The organism is Reticulibacter mediterranei, from assembly GCF_016587455.1.
Map to the genome: position 1 here is coordinate 7,223,834 of NZ_BNJK01000001.1, position 19,653 is coordinate 7,243,486.

23 protein-coding genes and 1 riboswitch are annotated in these 19,653 nt (G+C 52.1%); of the genes, 9 read left to right on the top strand and 14 right to left on the bottom strand.

The window, feature by feature from the left end; genetic code table 11:
* Positions 1 to 196: 196 nt before the first annotated feature.
* From nadA to K3T83_RS31285, 8 genes are all read right to left on the bottom strand, one after another.
* A complete protein-coding gene (gene nadA, locus K3T83_RS31255) occupies positions 197 to 1,384 on the bottom strand; it encodes a quinolinate synthase NadA (RefSeq protein WP_220206837.1) in 1,188 nt (395 codons plus the stop codon).
* Between the two features lie 36 nt (positions 1,385 to 1,420).
* Positions 1,421 to 2,263: a carboxylating nicotinate-nucleotide diphosphorylase gene (gene nadC / locus K3T83_RS31260; RefSeq protein WP_220206838.1), complete on the bottom strand. Its 843-nt coding sequence runs from the start codon at positions 2,261 to 2,263 to the stop codon at positions 1,421 to 1,423.
* A complete protein-coding gene (gene nadB / locus K3T83_RS31265; RefSeq protein ID WP_220206839.1) occupies positions 2,256 to 3,959 on the bottom strand; it encodes an L-aspartate oxidase in 1,704 nt (567 codons plus the stop codon). Before nadB ends, nadC begins: the two co-directional genes overlap by 8 nt.
* 157 nt (positions 3,960 to 4,116) lie before the next feature.
* Positions 4,117 to 4,824: a Type 1 glutamine amidotransferase-like domain-containing protein gene (locus tag K3T83_RS31270; protein ID WP_220206840.1), complete on the bottom strand. Its 708-nt coding sequence runs from the start codon at positions 4,822 to 4,824 to the stop codon at positions 4,117 to 4,119.
* 47 nt (positions 4,825 to 4,871) lie between these two features.
* Positions 4,872 to 4,997, bottom strand: coding sequence for a hypothetical protein (locus K3T83_RS57350; protein WP_268963489.1), 126 nt, complete (start codon positions 4,995 to 4,997; stop codon positions 4,872 to 4,874).
* A gap of 30 nt (positions 4,998 to 5,027) precedes the next feature.
* Positions 5,028 to 5,861 (bottom strand): hypothetical protein, encoded by an 834-nt coding sequence (locus K3T83_RS31275; RefSeq protein WP_220206841.1) that lies wholly within the window; start codon positions 5,859 to 5,861, stop codon positions 5,028 to 5,030.
* A 267-nt stretch (positions 5,862 to 6,128) separates the two neighbouring features.
* A complete protein-coding gene (locus tag K3T83_RS31280) occupies positions 6,129 to 6,749 on the bottom strand; it encodes an HNH endonuclease signature motif containing protein (protein ID WP_220206842.1) in 621 nt (206 codons plus the stop codon).
* Between the two features lie 64 nt (positions 6,750 to 6,813).
* Positions 6,814 to 7,665, bottom strand: coding sequence for a YwqG family protein (locus tag K3T83_RS31285; RefSeq protein WP_220206843.1), 852 nt, complete (start codon positions 7,663 to 7,665; stop codon positions 6,814 to 6,816).
* 204 nt (positions 7,666 to 7,869) lie between these two features.
* On the opposite strand from K3T83_RS31285, the gene K3T83_RS31290 reads away from it, so the two are divergent.
* The 5 genes from K3T83_RS31290 to K3T83_RS31310 all read left to right on the top strand — a co-directional run bounded on the left by K3T83_RS31290 (position 7,870) and on the right by K3T83_RS31310 (position 11,090).
* Positions 7,870 to 8,049 carry a hypothetical protein gene (locus tag K3T83_RS31290; protein WP_220206844.1) on the top strand — a complete coding sequence of 60 codons (180 nt, stop codon included), beginning with the start codon at positions 7,870 to 7,872 and terminating at the stop codon, positions 8,047 to 8,049.
* 88 nt (positions 8,050 to 8,137) lie between these two features.
* The gene (locus K3T83_RS31295; protein WP_220206845.1) at positions 8,138 to 8,884 is read left to right on the top strand and encodes an endonuclease III domain-containing protein; all 747 of its coding nucleotides are present in this window, start codon (positions 8,138 to 8,140) and stop codon (positions 8,882 to 8,884) included.
* Positions 8,885 to 9,240: 356 nt separating this feature from the next.
* Positions 9,241 to 9,702 carry a VOC family protein gene (locus K3T83_RS31300; RefSeq protein WP_220206846.1) on the top strand — a complete coding sequence of 154 codons (462 nt, stop codon included), beginning with the start codon at positions 9,241 to 9,243 and terminating at the stop codon, positions 9,700 to 9,702.
* Positions 9,703 to 9,877: 175 nt separating this feature from the next.
* Entirely contained in the window at positions 9,878 to 10,171 is a 294-nt protein-coding gene (locus K3T83_RS31305) for a hypothetical protein (RefSeq protein ID WP_220206847.1), read from the top strand.
* 298 nt (positions 10,172 to 10,469) lie between these two features.
* Positions 10,470 to 11,090: a CPBP family intramembrane glutamic endopeptidase gene (locus K3T83_RS31310; RefSeq protein WP_220206848.1), complete on the top strand. Its 621-nt coding sequence runs from the start codon at positions 10,470 to 10,472 to the stop codon at positions 11,088 to 11,090.
* A 7-nt stretch (positions 11,091 to 11,097) separates the two neighbouring features.
* On the opposite strand, the gene K3T83_RS31315 is transcribed toward K3T83_RS31310, so the two are convergent.
* The 4 genes from K3T83_RS31315 to K3T83_RS31330 all read right to left on the bottom strand — a co-directional run bounded on the left by K3T83_RS31315 (position 11,098) and on the right by K3T83_RS31330 (position 14,465).
* Positions 11,098 to 11,766, bottom strand: a complete 669-nt coding sequence (locus tag K3T83_RS31315; protein ID WP_220206849.1) for a thiaminase II/PqqC family protein — start codon at positions 11,764 to 11,766, stop codon at positions 11,098 to 11,100.
* A gap of 94 nt (positions 11,767 to 11,860) precedes the next feature.
* Positions 11,861 to 13,399, bottom strand: coding sequence for a xylulokinase (gene xylB / locus K3T83_RS31320; RefSeq protein WP_220206850.1), 1,539 nt, complete (start codon positions 13,397 to 13,399; stop codon positions 11,861 to 11,863).
* Positions 13,400 to 13,551: 152 nt separating this feature from the next.
* Positions 13,552 to 14,091, bottom strand: a complete 540-nt coding sequence (locus K3T83_RS31325; protein ID WP_220206851.1) for a thioredoxin family protein — start codon at positions 14,089 to 14,091, stop codon at positions 13,552 to 13,554.
* A 50-nt stretch (positions 14,092 to 14,141) separates the two neighbouring features.
* Positions 14,142 to 14,465: a DF family (seleno)protein gene (locus tag K3T83_RS31330; RefSeq protein ID WP_220206852.1), complete on the bottom strand. Its 324-nt coding sequence runs from the start codon at positions 14,463 to 14,465 to the stop codon at positions 14,142 to 14,144.
* Between the two features lie 297 nt (positions 14,466 to 14,762).
* Here K3T83_RS31330 and K3T83_RS31335 point away from each other — a divergent pair, with 297 nt between their 5' ends.
* Complete coding sequence (locus tag K3T83_RS31335) at positions 14,763 to 15,572, top strand: SMP-30/gluconolactonase/LRE family protein (RefSeq protein WP_220206853.1); 810 nt, start codon at positions 14,763 to 14,765, stop codon at positions 15,570 to 15,572.
* A 39-nt stretch (positions 15,573 to 15,611) separates the two neighbouring features.
* Here the strand turns inward: K3T83_RS31335 and crcB (K3T83_RS31340) are convergent, their stop codons facing one another.
* Positions 15,612 to 16,124, bottom strand: coding sequence for a fluoride efflux transporter CrcB (gene crcB, locus K3T83_RS31340; protein ID WP_220206854.1), 513 nt, complete (start codon positions 16,122 to 16,124; stop codon positions 15,612 to 15,614).
* A 3-nt stretch (positions 16,125 to 16,127) separates the two neighbouring features.
* Positions 16,128 to 16,514, bottom strand: coding sequence for a fluoride efflux transporter CrcB (crcB, locus tag K3T83_RS31345; protein ID WP_220206855.1), 387 nt, complete (start codon positions 16,512 to 16,514; stop codon positions 16,128 to 16,130).
* A gap of 105 nt (positions 16,515 to 16,619) precedes the next feature.
* Positions 16,620 to 16,707: riboswitch (Fluoride riboswitch) on the bottom strand.
* A gap of 206 nt (positions 16,708 to 16,913) precedes the next feature.
* Between crcB (K3T83_RS31345) and K3T83_RS31350 the strand changes: the two genes are divergently transcribed.
* From K3T83_RS31350 to K3T83_RS31360, 3 genes are read left to right on the top strand one after another with little or no spacing between them, the layout of a single operon-like run.
* On the top strand, positions 16,914 to 17,780 hold the full coding sequence (locus K3T83_RS31350) for a hypothetical protein (RefSeq protein WP_220206856.1): 867 nt from the start codon (positions 16,914 to 16,916) through the stop codon (positions 17,778 to 17,780).
* A gap of 49 nt (positions 17,781 to 17,829) precedes the next feature.
* Positions 17,830 to 18,597, top strand: a complete 768-nt coding sequence (locus tag K3T83_RS31355; RefSeq protein WP_220206857.1) for an SDR family NAD(P)-dependent oxidoreductase — start codon at positions 17,830 to 17,832, stop codon at positions 18,595 to 18,597.
* 54 nt (positions 18,598 to 18,651) lie between these two features.
* Positions 18,652 to 19,626 carry a sugar phosphate isomerase/epimerase family protein gene (locus K3T83_RS31360; RefSeq protein ID WP_220206858.1) on the top strand — a complete coding sequence of 325 codons (975 nt, stop codon included), beginning with the start codon at positions 18,652 to 18,654 and terminating at the stop codon, positions 19,624 to 19,626.
* Positions 19,627 to 19,653: the final 27 nt, after the last annotated feature.

A 19,653-nucleotide genomic window follows, 5' to 3' on the forward strand; every position in this document is an offset into this window, starting at 1 on the left:
TGGTAAATCTCCTTCTTGCTAGTTGACTATCAATCGTCAAAGCTTTTCGCCTCCACAATACAACACACTGAGGTCTTCTGCCAACAAGTCAGCCAAAAGACACTATCACGGGTAGTTCAAAGGTCAGCGAATTGCAAAGAAAAGCGCGGACACCATATACGGTATCCGCGCTTTTCTTTGGCCGCATATCCTGGGGTTATGCGGCCAGGGCCAGCATGCGCTCCAGAGCTACACGAGCCCAGTGGACGGTCTCTTCATCGACGCTGACCTGATTGATCACCTCTCCATCCACCAGCGCCTCCAGCACCCAGGCCAGATATGCCGGGTGAATACGGTACATGGTGGAACAGGGGCAGACAATCGGATCAAGGCAGAAAATGAACTGTTCGGGATGCTCCTTCGCCAGGCGGTGCACCAGGTTGATCTCGGTCGCGACGCCCCATTTGGTCCCGGCGGGGGCATGCTCGATCTGCTGGATGATATACTCAGTTGAGCCAAACAGATCGGCAGCGTCTACCACCTCGCGGCGGCACTCTGGATGGACCAGGATCTTGATATCGGGATACTCAGCGCGCGCTTTCTCGATCTGCTGCACGTTGAAGCGCATGTGCGTTGTGCAGTAGCCTTTCCAGAGGATGATGCGCGCACGTTCGATCTCCTCTTCAGCGTTCTCTGAAGACATCGGATCTTTCGGATTCCAGACCGTCATCTGATCTTCACGAATCCCATAGCGCAGGCCAGTGTTACGACCAAGATGCTCATCAGGGAAGAAGAGGACGCGTTTTCCCTGTTTGAAGGCCCAATCGATGACTTTAGGCGCATTGGACGATGTGCAGACAACGCCGCCATTGCGCCCACAGAAAGCCTTCAGGTTGGCTGCCGAGTTCATATACGTGACCGGGATAATACCAGCATCCTCTCCCAGCAATTCAGTGAGCGTATCCCAGCACTCCTCGACCTCGGCGATATTCGCCATATCCGCCATTGAGCAGCCAGCTGCTGGATTGGGCAGGATCACTTTCTGATGTGGGGCGCTGAGGACATCTGCGCTCTCGGCCATAAAGTGAACGCCGCAGAAAACAATATAATCGGCCGCTTTCCGTCCCGCCGCCAGTTGTGCCAGCTTGAACGAGTCGCCGCGATAATCGGCGTATTTGATGATTTCGTCACGCTGATAGTGGTGGCCCAGGATCACCAGCCGTTCGCCCAGAGTGGCTCGTGCCGCTGCGATACGACGATCCAACTCCTCGCCATCCATTTCGGCATAGAAGGTTGGGATATTATCGGCACGCTTAGAAAGATCATGTTTGGCGCGTGTTTTGGGAGTAAGGAGCGGCAAAACGCGCGTCTCCTGGCTCTCTGCACACTCAGTTATTAGCACCATCGTCTCCTCCTTATTCATATCCATCAATGGAATGCATCAGGCAAATTCCAGTGAGATATCGAAATTGGGTGCCGAATGCGTCAGGGCACCAATTGAGATAAAATCGACGCCAGTAGCGGCGACAGCCGCCAATCGTTCGGCATCAGTACCCATATTGCCGGAAGCTTCAATCAGGACGTTTGGAGCTTGCTGGCGTACTAAAGAGATCGCACTACGCATCGTTTCGACGCTCATATTATCCAGTAGCACCACATCTGCCCCGGCTGCTAACGCCTCCTGCACTTCGCCGATTGTCTCGCACTCGATCTCAATTTTGAGGAGGTGGGGGGCCGTGCGCCGTGCAGCGACAATGGCGGCGGTGATCCCGCCTGCTGCTTTGATATGGTTGTCTTTGATCAGAACGCCATCATGCAGGCCAAAGCGATGATTCTGGCCACCGCCGAGCCTGACTGCCTCTTTTTCTAATGCTCGCAATCCCGGTGTGGTCTTACGAGTATCGATGATGCGGGCGCGGGTTCCCTCGATAGCGCGCACACAATGAGCGGTCAGCGTGGCGATGCCAGAGAGACGACCAAGAAAGTTTAATGCAACGCGTTCGGCGCTCAATAATGAGCGTGCGGGACCGCTCAGGCGAGCAAGCACGTCATCTGGTTGTACCACAGCTCCATCTTTCACCAATACCTCTACGGAGGACCGCTCATCGAAAACACGGAATGTCTCCACTGCAAGTTCTAACCCTGCAACGACTCCTGTTTTGCGAGCGATGATTCGTCCGATTGCCTGTTGTTGCGCGGGGACGGTGCTTAACGTCGTAATGTCGTACGCCGCTCCATCTTCTTCTAAGGCACGTTGAATCAGCTCTATTGATGGTTTATACATGTCGTATCACCTCTTTGTGCCGGAACGATAATCCATAAGGATCAATGCGTGAGTGCTGAAAAGCGTAGTGGCGACCAGCGAGCAGGTCATCAGTTGTCTGATAATCAGAGCGCCAGTGGCTCCCGCGACTCTCCCGCCGCTCTAGAGCAGCCGCAATAACCAGTTCGGCAACCTGAAGCATATTGATGGTTTCAGCAATGCGTGGCGATAATTGCCGCTCTTCGTTGCCCGATTCCAGGACCAGAGCTTGCAAAGTTTTCACTTGATTGCGAGCGGTCAATAAGCCCTCACGTTCGCGGCGCAACGAAACATACTGCCACATCATCTGCCTCAGTTCGCCACGTATTTCCAATGGAGATCGCTCGTTCGCATTACCGGATGACGGAACCTCATCATCTGATGCGCTGTCGAAGATTATTGTTGAGACCCCTTTGCGGGCGTGATAGCTATTTGTGTGGCCATCGTTGAGCACCGCCGAGGCCGTCAGATGATCCGCAACGCGTATGCCATAGACCAGCCCCTCTAACAGCGAGTTACTGGCAAGCCTGTTCGCACCATGTACCCCAGTGCAGGAAACCTCGCCAACGGCATAGAGACCCGGCAGCGTTGTTCTGCCCTCGGTATCGACCAGAACACCTCCCATACAGTAATGGGCAGCGGGAGCAACAGGCAGCAGATCAGTGGCAAGATCCAAACCATTTTGACGGCAGATTGCTGAAATGGTCGGGAAGCGTGCATGCATTTTTTCAGCTGGCAGATGCCGTAGATCGAGATACTGGCACTCGGTCTGTTCCTTCAGCATTTCGCTGAGAATGGCACGGGCCACGACATCGCGCGGGGCCAGCTCATCCTGTTCGCTATAGCGCGGCATGAAGCGTTCACCGGCATGATTGCGCAGATATCCTCCCTCTCCGCGTACGGCCTCCGAGATGAGATGGGAGGTGCCATTCACCATCAGGACGGTCGGATGGAACTGCATAAATTCCAGGTCTGCCACCGCCGCTCCAGCACGCCAGGCCAATGCAATACCGTCAGCTGTTGCACCGGAGGGATTGGAGGTGTGCAACCAGAGGCCTCCTGCTCCGCCATTCGCCAGCACTATTGATTGTGCCATGATTGTAAAGGGGACTTCGTTACGATCAACGGCTTGCACGCCAACGCAGACACCATCCTCTACGAGCAGATCGCTGACAAACGTTTCTTCGTATAGCGCAATGGATGATCTTGCCCGGAGTGCCGTCATGAGCGCGCGTTCGATTTCGGCCCCGCTCGCGTCACCACCAGCATGCAGCACGCGCCAGCGACAATGAGCTGCTTCTCGACCCAACAATAACCCATCCGGTGTGGAATGTGCATCACTACCCGGTTGCGCTCGATCAAACTGGACTCCCATATCATCAATCAGCCACTGTACAGCCTCGGGGCCATGTTCCACCAGGATACGTACCGCTTCCTCATCGCACAATCCTGCCCCGGCAACCATCGTATCCTGATAATGAAGCTCGGGGTTATCATCGGCCCCCATTGCAACTGCCAGCCCCCCCTGGGCATACCGCGTGTTACTCTCCCCAAGCAGTCCTTTGGTGAAAAGGGCAATACGCATATGTGCAGGTAAACGCAAGGCAACCGAAAGCCCGGCAATGCCACCGCCGATGATGGCGACATCAAATGCCTGACCAGGTTGGCTAAAGGTCATGCCTAACTCTCCTTTGAATAAGTGTAATTTGTACACTTACTAGGCAAACAAAAAGAAAAGGTGTTTCCGATACACTAAGTCACAGTGTACCCGATTTTTTTGAGAATGTCCAGGTTTGGGGGCAGCAAAAACGAAGGAAAAGATAGCTTCTTCTGTTTTAGGAGAAGCTATCCGTAAAAGTTTTGCCAGCATGATAGATCGCTGTTGAGCCATTGCGATAGATGGAGATTGCGCCCTGACCATACACTCGCCAGTCGGTTTTTCTGTTCGTTCCGGCATCGTCAATCAGCCCCGTACGTTCATCGATTCCCAGCAGGACAACGCCGGGCAGGTCTTGAGAAAGTTGGGTGGCCCAATTTTTGCCGAAGGTGTTGTGATGGGGAAGCACGCAGGTATTGTCCAATAGGCGAAGTCCGTTAATGAGTTTGCGGGTGCCGGGATCATAGTAATACTGGCAGAGTACCATTGCCCCGGCACTGCTTCCGGCAATTACGGCTCCGGCCTCATATGCAGCGAGCATTGCTTGCCAGGCGGTACTTCCTGCCAGCGTCGTGCCGAGATAGCCTGGAAAACCGCCTAAAAGATAGATCAGGCGCGATTGTTGGAGCGAGGCAGCAATTGTCGCATCGTTGGCGGAGGCGGTATCGATCAGCGGAAGCGCTTCGATGTTGTGTGCGCCGAGATGCCGAAACCAGTTGACACCGTTGTTGCCAGCGCGACGATGATTGTTATCGGGAGCAGCTGCGGTAGGAATGATGCTGATGGGCACATCGAAGCCGCCAGCTAGTTCGATGGCTCGCAGATCGGGTGCCGACATCAGCCCACCAAATTCAGCGCCCCCTTCCAGGAGAATATATCCAGCCATTACATCCTGTTTCTATTAAAATGATATACAAAGACAGCTACGAAGACTCAGGACGATTGTTGGCGCTCCAGAATGCGCTTGAGCAGACCGACAAAAGCAATTGTTCCAAACCACGCGGCAACAAGCACCCAGGGGCGATGTTTGCTCTGTTCAGGGATTGTGCGCTCGCTCATTAGCTATCTCCATTTCTCGGGACGGTATAATTATACGGTTCCACTATTACTCTGTTCAGGGCGATCAACGAAACGATCCGCTTTGAGATTGTTATGCCAGGGCGCTGTCAGATCCAGATAACCCGATACCACCTGTTCGGCGAAGGGACTCAGCGGCTCAGTTGAGGGAACGACGCGCCACGTACGTTGTCCTGGCAGATCGGCGGGCTTCCGAAGCACGCTGACCCCTAATGCATTCATCACGCGCATGTTGCGTTGGGCCAGCATTTGATGAGGGACATAAGTGTAGAGCGGCGAGTCCTCTTCCTGCAACTGGCGTGCTATCTGGTCCGGGGTGTGTCCATATTGTTCACAGGCCGTACGGACCTGCTGTAATAGCTCTTCCTGTGGTAATGCAAATAGGGCATCCAGCGCCATCATCAGATTGATGCCGCGATTGAGTAAAATTGCTCGTCCATGAGTGAGACGCGAAGCCAGACCATCATTTGTCCGAGTGTATCTGGCGGCCTGCACCTGACGTGTCAGATTGGCGAAAGGCAACATATCTAATTTGTGTTGCAGAAAAGCTACGACATCGGCAGTATTCTCGTCGCCCTGCCAGTGGCGCAGCAGTTCCAGACATGTTTTGCCTTCATATTCTTTGATTGTTTGAAAAACGCTCAGCAGGCGGCTTTTATGCTCACAGATCCAGAGGGAGTGTAGATAGCGTACGGTGAGTGCGACGGGAAATGAGGCGAAACGTTGCTGCCCATGCACATCTTGTACGAGTTGGAAGCACGCTTCAAACTCAGGTTGCAGGCGCTCAAAAGCATCTAGCTTCTGCTGGACCAGAGTCGGTATTGCTGGAGTGGTCGTTATCATCATCGTAAAATCTCCTTGTGTAGGGATCATTACTGCCTATCTAGATCACGGTTCAGTATCGCGGAATGATACTGTTCCTCCAGCCACATCGTAGAAAAACAATTGATAAAAAGAGTGTACCCGATTTTTGAGCGTTCTACCAGAGAGGTGAAGCTGCATAGTTTGTGCGCTTTTTATTGGATGATTTGCGATATTCCTGTTGAGCCAACGAAAAGAAAGAAGCCTGAGCATATTTGCATGCAGGCTTCTTTTTGGTTGTCGAGAAGACAATTATTCGCTATCGTCGCTATCTGAGCCACTGCTCGATTTTTTTGGCATCTTTTCATAGACGGCAAGCCAGTTGGTTGCAATGGCGACCTGGACCTCTTTCAAGGTCATGTTGCCCTTGCATAATTGATCGTGTAAATAATTCTCGACTCTGTCCTTTTCATGGAAGCCGGGTTTGGGGGCATCGATTTCGGGCCAGAGGTTAGAAATATCGTTGGAGCCGCCCAACTGCAAGCTGACAAGATGATCAACTTCATATTGGCCGGGTTTGCGTGTTTTGACGCCGTAGGCCGCGTAGACCTTATTCTTCAGGCTTTGTGGAACATTGCGAACTGAACCAGCATAGCCAGGAGTACAGATCTGCTTTTTTGTGGCGCTTTTAATGATGGCGCCGGGCGTGCAGGCAAAATCCTGTAAACCTTCCTTTGCCTTGCAGCCTGTGGTTTTGGTTTGCACGCCCCAGTTGGGTTCATTTGCTGATGGGGCCGTCGTAGGTGTTGTAGTGGTTTCTCCTCCCGTCGTTGCCGTTGCTCCTGGTGGTTCAACGGTAATGTTCGTGCTACAACCGCTGAAGACCAGCGATACCGCAAAGAGCAGCACTAGCCAGGACACATATTTTCTCAATGAGCTTCCCTCCCATGATAATGGTACGTATTTTTTACCGCTTCCTTGAATTAAACGAACAAACTCATTCAGATTGCAACACCAACCATGTATGCTCGAAATTGTGAGCTTGAAGATCCTCTTTTTTTATCCAGTAATACAGCATTCCAGTACTGGCCCAGCGCATGCCAGCCTGATGATCCGAATCCACTTGAAGTAGTAGCAACCAATCATTTGCATTTTTCGATAGTTCTTCTACGCGTGGATCATCCATGTCGGTGATGCCGTTAGAGTAAAGTTGACTCTGCAAATGCATGTCGTCTTGAAGGGTATCAGAGTTGCCCTGTATACGGTTGTGGGGTTTGGCACGATCAGCCTGATCGGGGAAGGTTGAGAGCAGATCTTCGTACTTCTGCTGTTCTTCGTCGGTCCAATCAAAATTGGGGACGATAAGCTCAGGTTGTTGAGGCAGCGTTATCTCTTGAGCAAAACGAATGGAGCAAGGTTTAAAGCGGCTTTTAGCGGGTAAGGCTGCGGGAGCGGAGGCTAGTTGCAATGCGTCGAGATTGTCATCCTTAAAGAAAACGTGCCAGGCACCTTTATCGTCGGGATTGTCTCCATAGGTTTCTTGCGTGGCGTCGTAGAAAAACCAGAGCATGCCCTTTGGCGGCAGCACTTTGTCTACATCGTACGGTTGGACATCTTCAAGGCGTATCTGAGCAATGAAGGATTGCGGTAGCTTTTTCCATTGCGGCCATTCAAATCCGGGCGGAAGGTCTGGCATGCCTCCAAGCTTCGATGCCCCTTTTGCCAGCGATCCTTCCTTCGCCGGAGCGGTGAAAAGGCGAATCGACGGTTGGGCTAAGAGGTCAAGATCTTTTATGACACGCGAGAGGCCTGCCTTCATGAAGGCGTCCTGCACACCTGCTTTATCCATGTACGTCTCCTCTTTTTACAATCATCACTAGTGCATACCATTATTGTATACAGCACCCTCCAAACGATAGCTCCACAAATATTATACTGTTCGTCAATGAGCAAAAGTTTCGTCGTAGCACTCTACCTGGCTATAGTTGCTCCATTATTGCATCTCGGATTCAAGTATGCTGAGCAAATGATCACACCAGGAAACGGCTTTGTTATGCTCGAAGGAGACAAGGAGTCCATTACCCAGCTAAGAGCAGAAGACGAATTTGTCAAGATTATTGTTGGAGTACAGCTTGTGCATAGGCGTGTGAGGGTCGTTGGTGCCTATACCGGGGCCGAGATGCAATCGTTGTTCACGATGTGGGACGAACAAGAAGAGAAATTGCTCTCGTAAAGGCCAGTTCCCAATCTTTTTGTAACGCTTATCTCTGGAGTTTCGTATAACCATCAGGCAGTGTATGAAACGAAGTAGGGAGATAGACATGAAAGAACGTGTGAAGCGTGTGCGGAATCTTGCTGATTATGGGTATCCCTCAAACGATATAGCCGCGCTCTCTGAAAAAGCGTTAGAAGTGACCCGGCGGTTGACAGATCTCTATGGCGAGCTTCCCTTCTCCAGTAAAGATCCAATGGGGATGCTGGTCGATATTCTGCTCTCCCACCGGACCCGCGATGAGCAGACAGCGGCTGCCTGGGACAATCTTTTAAAGCGGTTTGGTTCCTGGGAAGGGGTGCGCGATGCGCCAACGACTGAGGTAGAGGAGGCGATTGCAAACGTCAATTGGCCGGAGGTGAAAGCGCCACGTATCCAGACAATTATGCACCAGATCACCGAGGAGCGAGGAGAACTGAACCTGAATTTCTTATGCGACCTGCCCTTAGAAGAAGCATCTGCCTGGCTCAATCGCTTTGAGGGCGTGGGTCCAAAAACGACAGCTTGCGTCTTATTGTTCAGCTGCGAAAAGCCCATCTTGCCAGTTGATGTTCACGTGGGGAGAGTGAGTCAACGTTTGGGACTCATCGGGAAGAAAGTAACGAATGAAGCAGCACATAATCTCTTGCAAGCATTGCTCCCCAATAACTCGCGCGTCATCTATGATTTTCATAAAGCCCTGCTGCGACACGGACAACGTATCTGTGTGTTTGAGCGACCACGCTGTAGCAAATGCGCTCTGACCGATATCTGCGATTACTATAAATCTGTGGTAGTACCTGCAAAACAGATATAACTCCATTATAGAAAAACACGCCGAGCAACATTCGGCGTATTTTTCTATGTACTAAATTTGTTATATCCTATAATATAACTATATACTTGTTGATTTTGTTATGCTGGATAGAAATCTAGAACATAAATATTTCAAGCAGGAACGGCAGATACAGCTAGAGTAAGACGGTAATTGATGTATAAGAAGCAAGAAAGTATACTGTTCAAGAATGTGGAGAGAATCGCATAATGGATAAGATATGGGTTTAAAGGATTGCTTTTTGCTTTACGATTGAGTATGCTCTTTCTTTAAGACAAAGTTACTGAATCCCAAGACCTAAGCACGCGACCCAATCGAACTCTCAAGGAGACACAGAAATGGATCTCAGGCTCGAAGTTGTTATCATCCCCGTCTCGGACGTGGATCGTGCAAAGAAGTTCTACGAGGAGGCACTGGGCTTTCGGGTGGACGTTGACTATAGCGCAGCCACCTACGAGGAGGCACTGGGCTTCCGGCATCGCGGGGCAGCAAGCTATCGCATCGTGCAACTGACGCCGCCAGGATCGGGGTGCTCGATTCAGATCGGCACTGGGCTTACGCAGGCAACGCCGGGCGCATACCAGGGATTGTATCTGGTCACGTCTGATCTCAAAGCCACGCGTGCCGAACTCGTCGAACGTGGAGTGGAGGTAAGCGAACCTTTCCACTTCGGACCAGAAGGACAGACTCCCGGCCTCGACTCTGGACGGAACAGCTACAACAGTTTCGCGTCGTTTAGTGACCCGGACGGTAACGGTTGGTTGATACAGGAAATCAAGGTACGCGCTCCAGGGCGATGATGGGCTTAGCCTTTCTTTAGGCGCGCCTGGCACTCCTTGACTGGTTGAGCGATCATCTGCGACCTGTATATACTATTGAAACAAATCTATTCTCACGAAGAGGCGTGCCTTCCGAAAGGACGTGTGGGAGTAAGCGTCTTCCTCTAGTATGAGAGAGAAAGAGGTCTGTTCAAACATGAGCGAAGAACAGAAACAACACAAAGAAGCTATTGCTGCTTTGCTCCATCAAGCAGGAGAGGCTCATCTCGCGACCCATCAGGAGACCAATGGGGACGATCCCGATTGGCCGATCTGGTATGCAGGCTACTTGTTGGAAAACGGTTTTGAAGCTCTCCTCGATGCAAAACTGCTGAGAAGCGATCTGATCTATTTACTCGTGCTGGTCGATAAGCAGCAGAAGATCGAAGCCCCTGGCGCGCAGTGGGAAAGGTACTACGCGGACTTTTTTGTCACTCGCTATCTGAAGTAATCAGGATCTTGTGCCAGTCGGCTCGTCAAGATTGTATCATAGAACATCAATGCGACCAGCTGTAGCAAATGCGTGCTAACCGATATCTGCGATTACTATAAAGCGGTGGTGGCACCTTATAATCCAACTATGAGAAAAACACGCCTAATGTTACTAGGCGTGTTTTTGTATTTTCGGCAGATCGCAGTGTCCTGCGCATCTGTATTATAGGTTTGGTGTTTATTTTGCTTGGCGTCACGTTCGTCACCTTAAGGGTGGCGTACCTATCTCGGCTGAACTGGCTTTGTGGGGAACGGTTGTGACGCTACTTATGGGTATTCCGGTCGACATCTGGTCTGCACTCAAGGCCAATACCCGGCTTGATACAGTCAATTACCTTGGCAAAAAACGCAATGGCACCTTTTCGCTGAGAGGCATCGTACTCTATACGCAACAGATGCCCTTCTGGCAATATGTGGTTTTCTTTCTTCCTTTCCTTGTGTATGGAATTGGATTGCAGATCGTGTACTCGCCAGTAGTAGCGGTTCTGGTCAAGCAGTGCTTTAGCTGGATGCCTGCGTATATGTTGCCGCAGTCCACAGATCTGGGGCCATTGACTGCGATTACCCTGATTACAGCCCTTCTCACACTGGTTTTCGATGGCATTATCAATCCGATTGTTGAGGAGCTCTACTTTCGAGGATACCTCTTGCCTCGTCTCTCACACTGGGGATGGCTTGCTGTTGTCATCAACGCACTCTTGTTTGCTTTGCAACATTTCTGGCAACCATACAATTACCTGCTCATTTTTTTCTTAGTGCTTCCAGAAGTCCTGATTGTGTGCTGGAAACGCAATATCCGCTTCTCCATTCTCTGTCATTGTACCGCGAATACCCTGGGGGCTGTACTCACGCTTATTGCGCTTCTATCAACGCGATGACGGCAAGCTAAAGGTGGCCTGAAGCAATCGGAGTCGTCAAGATTGTATCGTAGAACATCAACTCGAATTCGTGGCTGAGGCGGACGGCTCGTGTGATGGATTGGCGCTCAGTGGGGGTTCTGTAGCGCTGCAACAATGCTTCGTCGATGGGGCCGACGCGTTCGCCGATAACATCGTGCGCGGTAAAAAACTCGACCTGCTCTTCGCTTAATCCGTAATGCTGGAGCAGGCCAGGCTTTACTCTCGCACAGATCTGGATGAAAATATCTTCGCTTGCTCCAACTGCTGCCAGCTTCTCGCCAATAGAGCCATACGTCAGCATCCAGTAGAAAAACGTGGTCAGAGCCATACAGCCCGCCAGAGGCTCCACTGTATCGAAATCCTCACGTGTCAGCCCTAGAGCCTCGCCAAAGCGCAACAAGAGGGTATATCCACCGATTTTAGGAGTCAGCTTGCTGATCAACAATTCCTGCACGTCGAGATCGGAGACAGAGGCAATCGCCAGCGCATCGAGCCGATACGCCTGATGTACAAGCCACCAGTCTTGCAAGGCAAAGAGGCGTAAACGTGCCATCTCCAATGTGCCATTGATGATGCACTCCCATAGGGGATGATGCAGCAAACGAGCGCGTAACGGCTCCATATCTTCCGTTAATAGTTGATCGGCAAAGCTCATGTTTGTTATTGCTCCTGAGAACAGTTTTTGAAGTAGTGCAGAGGACGAGCCAGCATTGTAAACAAACTGGCTCGTCCGACTCAAGCACGCCAATTTAAAGAGGCTTGCTGATAATTGGCTTTAAGGCTGGATAGAGCGCGCGATAGGTCTCATAGGCCTGCTCGTATGCACCAGCAACCTGTGGGCGCGGCTCTGTGCGCTCAATCACGTGAACCGTTTGCGCACATGCTGCCTGCACTGAGCTATAGACACCACTTGCCACACCTGCCAGCAATGCTGCCCCAAAGGCCGGCCCCTCAGTAGCGTTGGTCAGGACCAGTTCAGCGCCCAGCACATCGGCGATGATCTGACGCCAGAGAGGGCTCTTGGCACCGCCACCGGTTGCGCGCATCTGGTCAAGCTTCAGTCCTTGCTCGCGAATAATCGAAAAGCAATCCTTCAGGCTAAATGCGACACCTTCCATGACCGAGCGGATCAGGTGGCGACGATCATGGCTGGCGGTCAGTCCAATCCAGCCGCCACGTGCATAGGCGTCGAGGTGAGGAGTGCGCTCACCCTGTAAATAGGGCAGGAAGATCAAGCCCTCGCTGCCAGCCGGGACACCCGCCGCCTCTTTCGCCATATGTTCATACGCATCAACCCCGGTCCAGCGCTCTAGTGCTCGCTCCGGCAGCCCGATATTGTCGCGCACCCAGCGGAGCGAGAGTCCGGCCCCCTGCGTCACGCCCATCAGATACCAGGCATGCGGGACCGCGTGGTTGAAGGTGTGGACTCTGGGGATAGGACCAGAGGTGTCCACCTGCGGCAGATCTGAATAGGCCAGCACAATACCGCTGGTGCCAACCGAGACCAGGGCTAATCCCGGCTCAACAATGCCATTGCCGACCGCGCCACAGGCATTATCTGCTCCACCGCCGGCTACCGGCGTACCAGCTGGCAAACCAGTTAAGGATCGTACCTCTTCAGTTGTGGTGCCTGCTACGGCATCTGCGGGAACGACGGGAGGCAGGAGCGCGGGATCAAGCTCTATCGCCTGCAACACCTCCTGCGACCACTGACCATGCTTGACATCGAGCAGGCAGGTTCCGGCGGCGTCGGAGATTTCCATGGCCAGCGTGCCGGTCAGACGATAGCGGATGTAATCTTTGGGTAAGAGCAGGACGCGCGCTTTCGCAAATATCTCTGGCTCGTTGTCGCGCACCCAGAGCAGCTTGGGCGCAGTAAAGCCGGTGAGCGCGGGATTGCTGACATAATCGATTAGCTGGCTGGCGCCTACACGCTCGGTCATCCAGCGGCATTGAGCATCGCTGCGCTGGTCGGCCCAGATAATACAGGGGCGCAAGACGCGATGATCGTCGTCCAGCAGAACCACGCCATGCATTTGCCCGGAGAGTCCCAGGCCGCGTACATCTGCCGGCTGGATGCCCTGTTGAGCGGCTTTTGCCAGGCACGCGCCAATTGCAGAGATGGTCGCATCCCACCAATCGGAGGGATTTTGTTCAGCCCACCCCGGCTGAGGATGGTAGAGGGGATAATCAAAGAAGGCATCGGCCAGGACACGCCCATCTTCTACCGCAAAAAGTGCAGCTTTGACGCCGGTAGTGCCAAGATCGATGCCAAGAAGTGCTTGCATAGGTATGCTCCTTTGCTTCTGGCAAGAAATAGTTGTTGAATGATCCAGCCAAATGCAACCTCATCGGCCATTGCCTATTATTCTACCACTAATTTCTCTTACCGACTCGTTGAGCAACCAAGCTGCAATGCTCCCAAACTCTATACCGTACTCTATACTCTGAATTTGATCGTGCAGCCAACCGGCCTCGTTTCGGGCTGCGCCACCTTTTGATCGATGAGGATAGCATCGAGTGCTTCCCGGGCATAGTGATGCTTGACCTCTTGCTCGTCTTCATAGTTATCGTCAGGCGCTCCATGATAGCGTAGTATCCCGGTAGCATCGAAGATAAACAACTCAGGCGTGCGCTCTGCACCATATGCTCTGGCGACATCCTGGCTCTCATCGTAGAGATAGGGGAAGACGTAGTGCTTCTCGATGGCGCGCTTCGTCATATGCTCGAAGTCATCGGCGGGAAACTTCGTAGCATCGTTCGAGCTGATCGCCAGCATATGAACGCCCTGCGGATCATAATCATGGATGAGTTGAATCAATCTACCTTCCCACGCCTGAGCATATGGACAATGGTTGCATGTAAACGTTACAATTAACGCCTTTGCTATTTTTAGTACGTTGCTGGCTCTATACGTGTTGCCATCGGTTGCCGGGAGCGTAAAGTCGATCAATTTGTTGCCAATATGTAGATTTGCCATTATTGAGCTTCTCCTTTTATGATCACTCAAAAATACACTAGATGACGATGTTAGCTGTGCGAGGCAGCCCGTAATGCCGCAATAATCCGCTCGCGTGGTGGCTGGGGAGAGATACGTCCATCCGCACGACGATAGGCGCGGCAGGTGAGACTCGGCTCGCCTGCATCCTCTAGCGGGAGAACGATATCGCGTCCGTTAATGTGAATGGTTGGCGAGCCATAGAAGTGGTAGCGTTGAGCCTCGTCTTCAGTTTTGACCTCAATCACATCGACAGGAGCGGTGATACCTTCCTCTGCCATCACTTCGCGTAAAATAGCCAGTGCGCGTTCGTGGCTTGGACACTCCTCCCAATAAAAGAATTCGATTGTTGGCATTTCACCTCCTTTTACGGATATTTCCTGCGCTGCTTATGGAATGTATACGAGCAGTGAGCCAATGATGCTTGCCCACTGCTATTCACCAATTGATAACAATTGCGTGAGGAGGAACATTCCAATGGATGTGCTTGTTTGCTGCCTGAATCGCAAGTAATATCTTATATGTAAGAAATGTAGCGTGTCTTGTCTATTTTTCGTGAGCAAGCGAGAGGTGAAAAATAGACAGATGTTTCAGCGAGGAAAGGACACCGATTGAGTACAGGTAGTATTTCGATCAAGGAGTTCTGGCTTAGATTGAGCGAACTGACATGTACCGGTCATGATCTTGTGCGGCCGGAATCGATCATTGCGCAAACTGATGGGACGCTCTGGGCCTCCGATGGGCGTGGCGGCGTGACACGTATCAATCCAGACGGTACAGAGCAATTTCTGGGTGGCCTGGGTGGAGAGCCAAACGGTCTGGCGATGGCCGATGATGGATCGTTGCTCGTTGCCAATATTGCCGTTGGCACCATTCAGAGGATCTATCCCGATGGGAGGACGGAGACTGAACTGACAGAGGTCGATGGCGTCACGCTGACATGCGCAAATTTTGTATTTCTGGATAGCAAGAACAGATTATGGGCAGCCTTCTCGTCGCGAGGCGAACGGGAATGGTGGCCAGCAGCCGCAAAACCCCGGCCCGATGGCTATATCGTTCTCGTTGATGAAAAGGGGCCGCGTATCGTCATGGATGGCATTTACTTCACTAACGAGATTCGCCTGGATGCAAAAGAGGAATATTTGTATGTTGCCGAAACCATGAAGAACCGCATTCTACGTTTTCGCGTACAGCCTGACGGTAGCCTGACCGATAAAGAAATTGTGGGACCGAATGGGGCAGGTGCAGGAGCGCTGGTTGATGGTTTTACTTTTGACAGCGAAGGCAACATCTGGATTGCTTTTCCGCTCAGAAATAGCATTGGCATTCTCACCCCAGATGGGGATTATCATGTCGTCTTTGAAACAGATCTGCGCACTGTCTATGTTGGTTCGCTGGCAATGCCGTGTTTAGCAACCTTTACATCACCGGTAGCAGGCTTGCCGATGCGTCATTGGCGCTAATGGCAATAGAACAGAGCATCCAGGCCGGGTCGTCAGCAGCTACCTGGCCTGGATGTTGTTTGGCGTAGAAGGGGTGGAATCGTCCTGTAGCTCGATGGTTTGCACCAGCGGTTGCTGGCTTACTTGAGGCGCCGGGCGTATCAACTTGACGCGCCTGACAATGCGTTGGCCTACCCAATCGCCAAGCAGAACAGCCAGTAAGCCGCCAATAAAGCTACAGAGCAGGTAGGAGATGGCGGGCAGCCACATAGCTTTGGAGAAGAGAAGGATATCGCCAAGCGCAAGGCTGCTAAATGTAGTATACGCGCCCATAAAGCCAACGTTGATAAAGAGGCGGCGCGTCGGGCCGATCAGGATGGTGGCATCGGCGAGCGTGGTAAAAAAAGCTAGCAGGAAGGCTCCCGTCAGGTTAATCAGCAGAATGTCATACGGCCAGCCATTGCCGAAATGTGCTTGAATCATTGTGCTGAGCAAGGCCCGCGCAAGCGTGCCCAGAAAGCCGCCGCAGAAAACGGCGAGGAGGCGACGAGCAGGCGAAAGTGTTGTTCCCATTGATTAGAGGCTCCTTCCAAGCAGCATACCCAGCGTTTCAGCCAACAGTCCAAAGAGAAACGTACTGCCGACGTACAGAAAACACTGCGCTATGCTGCCACCACGCGCTAGTTGCAACCCTTCCCAGTCCATCGTACTGAATGTTGTGTAGCCACCCAGGAAGCCGGTCGCCAGCAGTGATTGGAGCGCGGGGGAAAGAAACTTTTGTGATGTCAATGCGAAGACCAGACCGATCAAGAAGGCTCCTGTAATATTGATAATCAGTGTGCCCCAGGGAATTTGCGAGCCTGACCGCTCGGCGATGAAACGCCCCAACAGGTAGCGTGCCACTGCGCCCAACGCGCCTGAGATACCAACTCCGCCCATTAGCAGCAGCGGGTTCATCGTCATAGGGTTGTCCTCCAACTGGTTAATATTTTTCTCTGCTAAGCTTACTCCTCGCCTCTAGATAAAGAGGGATAAAGAACACGAAAAGGCTCCTGATTTCGCGCCCAGGCGTCATCAGGAGCCATTAGCATGCAAGTGTATGCGGTTCCGCCAGCATCATCGCTCTGGCGAGGTAAGCTCCATTACCATCTTTTTGTCTGGTACATCTACTATATCATAGCACTCAAGTCCATTACCAGACTTTTCACCCATCTTTCCATCTTAGAGCATCATTCTGTCTGTGGCTCCCCGTTCGCCCGCTGTCATGTGTTATACTTGCACATAACGCATGTGTTCTGAGGATCATGCTTATGGGTCCGGGGTGCTGCCGTCTGGTTACGTGATGAAAAAGGAAAGGGACATATGAGTAAACCTCTCAGACCTATCGATGAATATGTAGCGGCTGTCGAGGCGCGCTACGGAGGCAAAAAGAGCAACCGAACGATTGTGGCTGAGCTTGCGCGTAAAGAGCGTGTGAGCGAAAGAGCGCTCTATAAAGAAGTTGCGCGTATTACTGCAGATTTATTTGAGCAATGGGATCGTGAGAAGCATGCCGAGTTGGGCGAAGATGAAGAGAAAACCATCAGCTTTGAGCCGCAGTTGATGATGTATCCCGATGGCCGCAAACAGTTTTCTTGCACAATGCAGATCGCTCATTACGATCTGGCGCTGCTCTATACTAAAACGAAAAAGGAATGGGTGGTCTTTAAGGAAAAGTATCAGTATAAGGCTGCGTTCCTTGCCGAATTGAAACAGGCGCTAGCTCCAGCGTATGAGCTTGCTCTGCCCTATGCACAACAGGGCTTTCAACCCAGAATGTGGTCGGTGCGAACCGTGACGCCGGAGATCCACTTTCCTGGCTATTGCCCTTCCCCTATTCCTGAATATGTGACCTCGATTAAAAAGAGCTACAGCGAACCATTTCTGCATCCCATTGATCGCGAGTATGTCGAACAGCATCTGGTCATGACGAAGCCCTGGTGCCCTGTGCCGGACGAGCCGCGCTATATGCTCATTGCCTATGAACTGCAAAACAATGAGCGCGTTTATGATATCTCCACTGCCCTCTATGCGTTTCGCCCTCTGCTAGGCTTGAAACAGGAAAAACAACTCTCAGAGGGTTATGCAATCCAGAAGCTTTCCCTCTATGATCTTGCGTGGCTGGGCATCACCCCTTTTGCCAGAGAGCTAACTCGCTGGCACACATATGAAACTTATTATTTATCGTAGGAAGTATTTGTAGTGAGTTTATTTATAGTCGTAAGGAGAAAAAGCTTTCATGGGTCTGGAAGTCTTTAAACTGGATGGTCGGGTTGCGTTAGTCACCGGTGGAAACCGGGGGTTAGGTCTGGTTATGGCACGCTCGCTTGCGGAGGCAGGGGCCGATGTGATTGTGACCAGTCGCCAGAAGGAGCGAGCAGAGGAGAGCGCCGCTGCCATTGCTCAGGCCACCGGTCGTCGGGCTATGGGGCTGGCAGTGGATGTCACTGATGCCACCCAGGTGGAAAACATGGTGCAGACGGTGCTGCAAGAGTTCGGGCATATCGATATCCTGGTCAACAATGCTGGCATCAATATTCGCAAACCGATTGAAGAGTTTGACGAGGAAAGTTGGGATCTGGTACAGAGCACCAACTTGAAGGCACCGTTCCTCTGCATTCGTGCCGTTGCACGTCATATGAAAGAGCGGCGCTCTGGTCGCATTATTAACGTCGCATCTATGCTGGGAATAGCTGGATTAGCGGAACGTAGCGCGTATTGTTCCAGCAAAGGTGGCGTGATCCAGCTGACGCGCGTTGTCGCTCTGGAACTGGCAAGCTATAACGTGACGGTTAATGCTATCTGTCCGGGTCCGTTCGCCACTGAACTGAACACTCCCGTTCTCAATAATCCGCAGGCGAACCAGTTCTTTATCGATCATATTGCGCTCAAGCGTTGGGGTAATCCTGATGAGTTGGGTGGTGCTACTATCTTCCTGGCTTCCGATGCATCCAGCTTTATGACGGGCGCGGCACTGGTCGTTGATGGTGGTTGGACCGCTGAATAAGTCGTTATCGCATCAATCATAGCATTTGTTTCACTGGCAAAGGAAAATCATTCTATGCGCATTGGTCTTTCAGTTTATGGTACAACTTTCAGTATGGGGTTGCATCCAGCCTCCGGGCGTCCTCTCATCACTCCTCAACAATTAATGGATCAGGCACTTGCAGCCGGACTTCAGGGCGTCGAACTGCCGGCAACGCTCCTGCAAAACTCAGATATCCCTACTGTTACACGTTATGCTCAGGAGCATGGGCTGTTTATCACTCTGGCCGCCGGTGGCTATGATCCTGCAAAGCTGGCCGAGGCAATCGATCTGGCGATCCAATTACAGGCGGCAACCGTGCGAACGGTGATCGGGGGCGCGAAAATCGGTGGTGATCGCCGACATCTGGCGGGACGCTGGCAGCCGTTTCTACAAGAGGTGCTGGCAAAACTGCGCGAGGCAACAGCGGTAGCGGAACGGGCCGGGGTCAATCTGGCCGTCGAAAATCACCAGGATCTCGCATCCGAAGAGTTGCTCTGGCTGTGCGAATCCATTGCGTCACCACGTTTTGGCCTCACGCTGGATGCTGGCAATCCTCTGGCAACGGCGGAAGAGCCGGTCGATTTTGCAAGACGCGTTGCCCCTTATCTCAAGAATGTTCATTTGAAAGACTACTGGATCTATCTGAGCGAGGAAGGTTATCGACTCGTCCGCAGTCCGCTGGGACAGGGCGTGATCGATTTCCCAGCGCTTTTCGATATTTTTGCTGCCGCCTGTCCAGACGTTACTATGTCAATAGAACTGGGTGCGTTAGAAGCTCGTCATATTCGCGTGCTGGCCGATGATTACTGGCCTGAGTATCCGGCGCGCACGGCGGCTCAACTGGCCGAGGTGTTGCGTATGGTCCAGGCCAATGCAAAACCCATCGGCGATTGGCGAACACCGTTTGAACGCGAGGAGCCGGTAGAGGCCATTGTCGAGTACGAGCAGCGGCAGCTGGCGGCAAGTCTGGCGTATATTCATATCCTTCAACCATCGCTTCGCAAATAACGAGCAGAGATCTCAGTAGAAAGCAGA